This window comes from Lentzea sp. NPDC060358, from assembly GCF_042725365.1.
Classification (GTDB): Bacteria; Actinomycetota; Actinomycetes; order Mycobacteriales; family Pseudonocardiaceae; genus Lentzea.
The window spans coordinates 1-7,228 of record NZ_JBHXCW010000324.1; the positions used below are offsets into that span (position 1 = coordinate 1).

The window sequence follows — 7,228 nt, forward strand, 5'->3', positions numbered from 1 at the left end:
GTCCGGGAGAGACGCGGGCCGTTCTGCGTGCCGGGGTCCGCCACGGGCGCGGGTCGTGACCACATAGGACGCGCCACGGCTAGTCTGCGCGGCATGGGCATCTTGGTGCATGTGCTGCTGACCGCGGTGGCGGTCTGGGTGTCGACCGCCCTCCCCGGCATCGACCTGGGCGAGGGCACCACCGGCTCGAGAATCCTCACGCTGATCGGCGTCGCGGTGATCTTCGGTCTGGTGAACGCGGTCGTGAAGCCGCTCGTGAAGTTCTTCGGCTGCCTGTTCTACCTGGTCACGCTGGGGCTGATCGGGCTCGTGGTGAACGCGCTGCTGTTCATGTTCACCGGCTGGATCGCCGAGCAGCTCGACCTGCCGTTCCGCGTCGACGGCTTCTGGCCCGCGTTCTGGGGCGCGATCATCGTCGCCCTGACCGGCTGGCTGCTGAACGTGGTCTACGACAAGATCACCGACAACGACTGACGCAGCAGCAAAAAGCCCCTCGGTCCACACGGGACCGAGGGGCTTTCTCGTGCAGGCTCAGGCCTTCGCCTTGTCCTCGTCCGGCAGCGGCGTGCCGGTCGCGACCTCGTCGGTCGGCGTGTCCTTCTTCTCCGTGCCGCGCCGCACCGACTCCAGCAGCATCTGCGCCACGTCCACGACCTCGACGTGCGCGCCCGCCTGGCCGTCGGACTGACGCGCGGTCACGCCGTCGGTCAGCATCACGCGGCAGAACGGGCAGCCGGTCGCGATCTTCGACGGCGCGGTGCCCAGCGCCTCGTCCACGCGGTCGAGGTTGATGCGCTTGCCGATCCGCTCTTCCATCCACATGCGCGCACCGCCGGCGCCGCAGCACATCGAGCGCTCTTCGTGGCGCGGCATCTCGCGCAGCTTCGCCCCGGACGCGCCGATGAGCTCGCGCGGCGCCTCGTAGACCTTGTTGTGCCGGCCCAGGTAGCACGGGTCGTGGTAGGTGACGTCCTCGGTGACCGGCGCGACCGGCACCAGGCGGCGTTCGCGCACCAGCTTGTTCAGCAGCTGCGTGTGGTGCACGACCTCGTACGTGCCGCCGACCGACGGGTACTCGTTGGCCAGCGTGTTGAAGCAGTGCGCACACGTCACGACGATCTTGCGCTGACCGGCGGGCCGGTCCTCGAACACCGAGTTGAGCACCTCGACGTTCTGCTGCGCGAGCATCTGGAACAGGAACTCGTTGCCGGCGCGGCGGGCCGGGTCACCGGTGCAGGTCTCCTCCGGGCCGAGCACCGTGTACTTGACGTCCGCGGTGTGCAGCAGCTCGGCGACGGCGCGCGTCGTCTTCTTCGCGCGGTCCTCGAACGCACCGGCGCAGCCGACCCAGAACAGGTACTCGGCGTCGCCCAGGTCGCCGTCGAACACCGGCACCTCGAACTCGAGGCCCTCGGTCCAGCTCAAGCGGTCCTTGGCGTTCTGGCCCCACGGGTTGCCCTTGTTCTCCAGGTTCTTGAACATCCCGCCGAGCTCGGTCGGGAAGTTCGACTCGATCAGCACCTGGTAGCGGCGCATGTCGACGATGTGGTCGACGTGCTCGATGTCGACCGGGCACTGCTCGACGCACGCGCCGCAGGTCGTGCACGACCACAGCACCTCGGGGTCGATGACGCCGAGCTCGTCCGGGCCGCCGATCAGCGGGCGCTCGGACTCGGCCATCGCCAGCACGTCGATCGACTCGAGGCGCTTCTTGTAGTCCTCGTACTTGTCCTCGGTCAGGCCGACCTCGTCACCGGCCATGTCCTTCGAGCCGCCGGCCAGCAGGTACGGCGCCTTGGCGAACGCGTGGTCGCGCAGCTGCGTGATGACCATCTTCGGCGACAGCGGCTTGCCGGTGTTCCAGGCGGGGCACTGCGACTGGCAGCGGCCGCACTCGGTGCACGTGGAGAAGTCGAGCCAGCCCTTCCAGCTGAAGTCCTCGACCTTGCCGACGCCGAACACGTCCTTGTCCGGGTCGGCTTCCTCGAGGTCGAGGACCTTGCCGCCGGACATCATCGGCTTGAGGGCGCCGAGGGCGACGCCGCCGTCGTCCTCGCGCTTGAAGTAGATGTTGAAGAACGCCGAGAACCGGTGCCAGGCGACACCCATCGTGAGGTTCCGGCCGACGACGACCAGCCAGATCATGCCGCTCAGCAGCTTGACCAGCGCCATCACCGACACCCAGACGGGCGCGGAGGGCAGGATCTGCGCGAGCGGCTGGGTCACGAACGACGTCCACAGCGGCGCGGTCTCGAGGCCGCTCGACTGCTTGAACGCCTTGACCAGGAGGATGCCGATGCCCTCGATGACCACGACCGCCTCGACGAAGTAGGCGGACCGGAAGCTCGACCCGGCGAAGCGCGAGAGCCGGTCGGCGCGACGCGGGTGGTTGAGCTGGCGGATGATCGCGAGCGCAACGCCGCCGACGACGGTGCCGAGGCCCAGCAGCTCGACGAGCAGCAGCCACACCGACCACGTGCCGATGACCGGCCAGTGGAAGTGCGGGTCGAACACCTCGCCGTACGCCTCGAACAGCACCGCGGAGCCGATGAGGAAGCCCCACATCACCATCCAGTGCCACGGGGCGACCGAACGGAACTTGGCCATCCTGGTGTGCGCGACGAACTCGACGACCATCGTCTTCAGGCGCGGCCAGAACGGACCCGTGCGGGTGCCGTCCGGCTGGCCGAGCCGGATGATCTTGATCATCTTCCAGACGCCGGTGACGAACACGCCCCAGGCGACGACGCTCACCGCTACGGCGACGAGTCCGAGAACCAGCTGGAGGGTCATGGCGGGAGTCTAGGCCAGGTTACTCCTGAGTAACCACTTGGACGTGGCCGGTGTCTCGTCGCGTACCGGTCAAGATTCCGGAAGGTGATCAAAAACTTATGGAACAATCGTTCAACTAGTTGGCTCGAACGCCTCGGAGGCCGCCGTGCTGTACGTGTACCTCGCCGCGGCGATCGTGGCGGAGATCGCCGCCACCGTGTCGCTGAAGCTCGCCGAGGGATTCACCAGACCGTGGCCTTCGGTCGTGGTTGTCGTCGGCTACGCCATCGCCTTCACGGCACTTTCGCGCGCGTTGAAGTTGGGTATGCCCGTGGGCGTCGCCTACGCCGTGTGGTCGGCCATCGGCGTCGCCTCCGTGGCGATCATCGGCTGGCGTTTCCTCGGTGAGACCCTCAACCCCACGATGGTCGTCGGTCTGGTCCTGATCATCGGGGGCGTGGTGACGCTCGAGCTCGGGAGGACGCACTGACCGCGGTGGTGGAGGCCCAGCAGGTCGGCGGCCGGAAGGTCGACGGCCGCAAGGCGCGGGGCGAGAAGAAGCGCAGGGCGATCATCGAGGCGACCCTGCGCGTGATCGAACGCGACGGCATCGCCGGCGTGACCCACCGCAGCGTGGCCCGTGAGGCGGGCGTGCCGACGACGGCACCGACCTACTACTACGCGACGCTCGACGACCTGCTGATCGCCACACTGCTGTGGTCGGCGGAAGTGCTGTGCGACGACATGCTCCAGATCGTCGCGAGCGGCGGCAGCGCGCGCGAGATCGCCGGTGTCATCGCGAGGGCGGTGGACGAGAACCGCGGCCGCACGCTCGCCGAGTACGAGCTGTACCTGCTGGCGGGCCGGCGTCCCGAGCTGAAGGCCGCCGCGCGCCGGTGGCTCGACCTCGCGGTGGAGGCGGTGCGCCCGGCCGACCCCGTCGCGTTCCGCGCGTTCCTCGCCGCGATCGACGGCCTGCTGCTCCAGGGGCTCATCGCCGACGTCGCGCCGACCGGGGACGAGCTGGAGCCAATCGTGTCCTTCTTGATCCGCGGCCGCGACGATGTCACGGCCACCGCGGGGGAAGAATGAGGCCATGAAGTTCGCGCGAGAGGTGTCCGGCATCAGCCACGGGGTGAGCCTGGGGCTCCTGGCCGCGCTCTACGTGCGCGACTCGCTGGCGCTGTCCGTCGACGTCGAGCCGCACGTGCCGGGCCTGGAGCCGTCGCTGCCGGTGCGGGTGCCCGCGGGCGTCGACCGCGCCGCCGCGACCGCCGAGTGGCCGGGCTGGTGGGCCGACGCGCTGGGGGCGTGCACGCGCGGCGCCGAGCCCCCGGCGCCGGAGGACGCGGCCGCGCTGGTGACCCGTCCGGCCTGCCACGCCGCGGTCCTCGCCCTGAAGCCGGGCATCGACGAGCTGCACCGGACGCGGAGCCCGGCCGCGCTGCCGATCGGCGACGTGCTGCGGGGCGTCGAGTCGCGCATCGGCCGGTGGGCGCAGAGCGTGGAGCTGCACATCGCCGAGGTGCCGGTCGAGGGCCTGCTCTGGGAGCGCATCGCCCCGGCGCACGTGCTGGCGTCGACGCGGTTCCTCACCGACCCGGCGCGCACCGCGCCGGCGTTGCGCGCGGTGCTCGAAGACCTCGTCTAGCACTGGGTAGGGAGAACCCCACCACCGCTTCGGGGGTCCACTGCCGTGTTCGTGGGCAGGGCCGCCTCTAGCTTGGTGTCCATGATGAGGACGGCGCTGGTGGCGTTGGTGGCGGGGACGGTGCTCACGGCGCTGACGGGCTGTGGCATCCGCATCGTGGAGTACGAGTTCTCCGACGACCACGTGGTCGCGGAGAAGATCACGTCCGTGCGTGCGCGCAACGGGTCGGGGGACGTGACCATCAGGGTGCAGCAGGACCTGGGGGAGACGAAGGTCCACCGCCGGGTGCAGCACAACAAGAACAACAAGCCCGGCGGGCCCACGCACCACGTCGAGGGCAGCACGCTGGTGCTGGACACGTGCGGCGACAACTGCGAGGCCAACTACGAGGTCGTGGTGCCCTCCGCCGGCATCTCGGTGGTGGGCAACATCGGATCGGGCGACGCGCTCGTCGAGGGGGTGTCCTCCGTCGAGTTCGAGACCGGGTCCGGCAACGTCGTCACCCGCGACGTCGCGGGTGACGTCAAGGTCAAGGCCGGGTCCGGCAACTTCTCGGCCACGAGGGTCGGGGGAACCCTCACGGCCGATCTCGGGTCCGGCCGCGTCGAGCTCAACACGGTGAAGGGCAAGGCCCTCGTCGTCGCCAGCTCCGGAGACATCGACGGCTCCTTCCTGAGCGGCGACGTGATCGCCGACACCGGCTCCGGCCGGGTCGAGCTGACCATGGCGGAGCCGAGGTCCGTGCGGGTCCGGTCCGGGTCCGGCGACGTCAACGTCCGGGCGCCCGGCGGCCCGTACAAGGTCACCGGGTCGTCGGACAGCGGGGACCGCGAGGTCCACGTCCCCACCGACCCCGGCGCGTCGCTCGAGCTCAACCTCTCCAGCGGTTCCGGCGAGGTCCGGGTGTTCGCGATCTGAGGACCACCCCGAGGGGGACTGTGTCGAGGGCCACTCCACGCGGAGTGGCCCTCGGCGCGTTCCGAGGGAACAACGGGACTTCCCCAGCCGTTGGCACAGTCAGAAAGCTTGAGTCGGGTAGGCTCAAGGCTGGGCGGGGTGGCAAACTTGAGCCAGCAACGCTCAACAAGTACTAGCGGAAGGAACTCCAATGGCGCGTGCAGTCGGCATCGACTTGGGGACGACCAACTCCGTCGTCGCTGTTCTCGAGGGCGGTGAGCCGACGGTCATCGCCAACTCGGAGGGCTCGAGGACGACCCCGTCCATCGTCGCGTTCGCGAAGAACGGCGAGGTCCTCGTGGGTCAGCCCGCGAAGAACCAGGCCGTCACCAACGTCGACCGCACCATCCGTTCGGTCAAGCGCCACGTCGGCACGAACTGGCAGACCGACGAGGTCGACGGCAAGAAGTACACCTCGCAGGAGATCTCCGCGCGCGTGCTGATGAAGCTCAAGCGCGACGCCGAGGCGTACCTGGGCGAGGAGATCACCGACGCGGTCATCACCGTCCCGGCCTACTTCGAGGACGCGCAGCGCCAGGCCACCAAGGAGGCCGGCCAGATCGCGGGTCTCAACGTGCTCCGCATCGTCAACGAGCCGACCTCCGCCGCTCTGGCGTACGGCCTCGACAAGGGCGAGAAGGAGCAGACCATCCTGGTCTTCGACCTCGGTGGCGGCACGTTCGACGTCTCGCTGCTCGAGCTCGGCGACGGCGTGGTCGAGGTCCGCGCGACCTCCGGTGACAACCACCTCGGTGGCGACGACTGGGACCAGCGCGTCGTCGACTGGCTGGTCGAGCGCTTCAAGCAGGCCAACGGCATCGACCTGACCAAAGACAAGATGGCCCTGCAGCGGATCCGCGAGGCCGCCGAGAAGGCCAAGATCGAGCTGTCGAGCTCCAGCAACGCCTCGATCAACCTGCCGTACATCACGGTGGACGCGGACAAGAACCCGCTGTTCCTCGACGAGACGCTGTCGCGCGCCGAGTTCCAGCGGATCACGAACGACCTGCTCGAGCGCACCCGCGCGCCGTTCAACAACGTGATCAAGGACGCCGGCGTCTCCGTCGGCGACATCGACCACGTCGTGCTCGTCGGTGGCTCGACCCGCATGCCCGCCGTCGCGGAGCTCGTCAAGGAGCTGACCGGCGGCCGCGAGCCCAACAAGGGCGTGAACCCGGACGAGGTCGTCGCCGTCGGCGCCGCCCTGCAGGCCGGTGTCCTCAAGGGCGAGGTCAAGGACGTCCTGCTGCTCGACGTCACCCCGCTGTCCCTCGGCATCGAGACCAAGGGCGGCATCATGACCAAGCTGATCGAGCGCAACACCACGATCCCGACGAAGCGCTCCGAGACCTTCACGACCGCGGACGACAGCCAGCCGTCCGTGCAGATCCAGGTCTTCCAGGGCGAGCGCGAGATCGCGGCCCACAACAAGAAGCTCGGCATGTTCGAGCTGACCGGCCTGCCGCCCGCCCCGCGTGGCGTGCCGCAGATCGAGGTCACCTTCGACATCGACGCGAACGGCATCGTCCACGTGTCGGCGAAGGACCTGGGCACCGGCAAGGAGCAGTCGATGACGATCACCGGTGGCTCCGCGCTGCCGAAGGACGACATCGACCGCATGGTCAAGGACGCCGAGGCCCACGCGGAGGAGGACAAGCGCCGCCGCGAGGAGGCCGAGGTCCGCAACCAGGCCGAGACCCTGGTCTACCAGACGGAGAAGGTCGTCAAGGAGAACGACGACAAGCTCCCGGCGGACATCAAGGAGAAGGTCACCGCCGCGATCGCCGAGGCCACCGAGGCGCTCAAGGGCACCGACATCGCCGCCATCAAGGCCGCGGTGGAGAAGCT

The 7,228-nt window shown here is 69.0% G+C and carries 7 protein-coding genes; 6 read left to right on the top strand and 1 reads right to left on the bottom strand.

The window, feature by feature from the left end; translation table 11 throughout:
* The first annotated feature begins 93 nt into the window (after positions 1-93).
* Positions 94-474, top strand: coding sequence for a phage holin family protein (locus tag ACFWGZ_RS37760; protein ID WP_382456392.1), 381 nt, complete (start codon positions 94-96; stop codon positions 472-474).
* Between the two features lie 57 nt (positions 475-531).
* Here the strand turns inward: ACFWGZ_RS37760 and ACFWGZ_RS37765 are convergent, their stop codons facing one another.
* Positions 532-2,793: a (Fe-S)-binding protein gene (locus ACFWGZ_RS37765; RefSeq protein ID WP_382456393.1), complete on the bottom strand. Its 2,262-nt coding sequence runs from the start codon at positions 2,791-2,793 to the stop codon at positions 532-534.
* A 145-nt stretch (positions 2,794-2,938) separates the two neighbouring features.
* On the opposite strand from ACFWGZ_RS37765, the gene ACFWGZ_RS37770 reads away from it, so the two are divergent.
* The 5 genes from ACFWGZ_RS37770 to dnaK all read left to right on the top strand — a co-directional run.
* On the top strand, positions 2,939-3,262 hold the full coding sequence (locus ACFWGZ_RS37770) for a DMT family transporter (protein WP_382456394.1): 324 nt from the start codon (positions 2,939-2,941) through the stop codon (positions 3,260-3,262).
* Between the two features lie 5 nt (positions 3,263-3,267).
* Positions 3,268-3,864 carry a TetR/AcrR family transcriptional regulator gene (locus ACFWGZ_RS37775; protein WP_382456395.1) on the top strand — a complete coding sequence of 199 codons (597 nt, stop codon included), beginning with the start codon at positions 3,268-3,270 and terminating at the stop codon, positions 3,862-3,864.
* A gap of 4 nt (positions 3,865-3,868) precedes the next feature.
* Positions 3,869-4,423, top strand: coding sequence for a hypothetical protein (locus tag ACFWGZ_RS37780; RefSeq protein ID WP_382456396.1), 555 nt, complete (start codon positions 3,869-3,871; stop codon positions 4,421-4,423).
* A gap of 81 nt (positions 4,424-4,504) precedes the next feature.
* Positions 4,505-5,341 carry a DUF4097 domain-containing protein gene (locus ACFWGZ_RS37785; protein WP_382456397.1) on the top strand — a complete coding sequence of 279 codons (837 nt, stop codon included), beginning with the start codon at positions 4,505-4,507 and terminating at the stop codon, positions 5,339-5,341.
* A 190-nt stretch (positions 5,342-5,531) separates the two neighbouring features.
* On the top strand, positions 5,532-7,228 hold a 1,697-nt coding region (gene dnaK, locus ACFWGZ_RS37790; RefSeq protein ID WP_382456398.1), incomplete at its 3' end, for a molecular chaperone DnaK.

What these genes read in the sequence shown, in the direction of transcription:
- ACFWGZ_RS37765 (WP_382456393.1), bottom strand. Translation starts at nt 2,793, where the DNA reads ATGACCCTCCAGCTGGTTCTCGGACTCGTCGCCGTAGCGGTGAGCGTC.
- ACFWGZ_RS37760 (WP_382456392.1), top strand. Translation starts at nt 94, where the DNA reads ATGGGCATCTTGGTGCATGTGCTGCTGACCGCGGTGGCGGTCTGGGTG.
- ACFWGZ_RS37780 (WP_382456396.1), top strand. Translation starts at nt 3,869, where the DNA reads ATGAAGTTCGCGCGAGAGGTGTCCGGCATCAGCCACGGGGTGAGCCTG.
- ACFWGZ_RS37785 (WP_382456397.1), top strand. Translation starts at nt 4,505, where the DNA reads ATGATGAGGACGGCGCTGGTGGCGTTGGTGGCGGGGACGGTGCTCACG.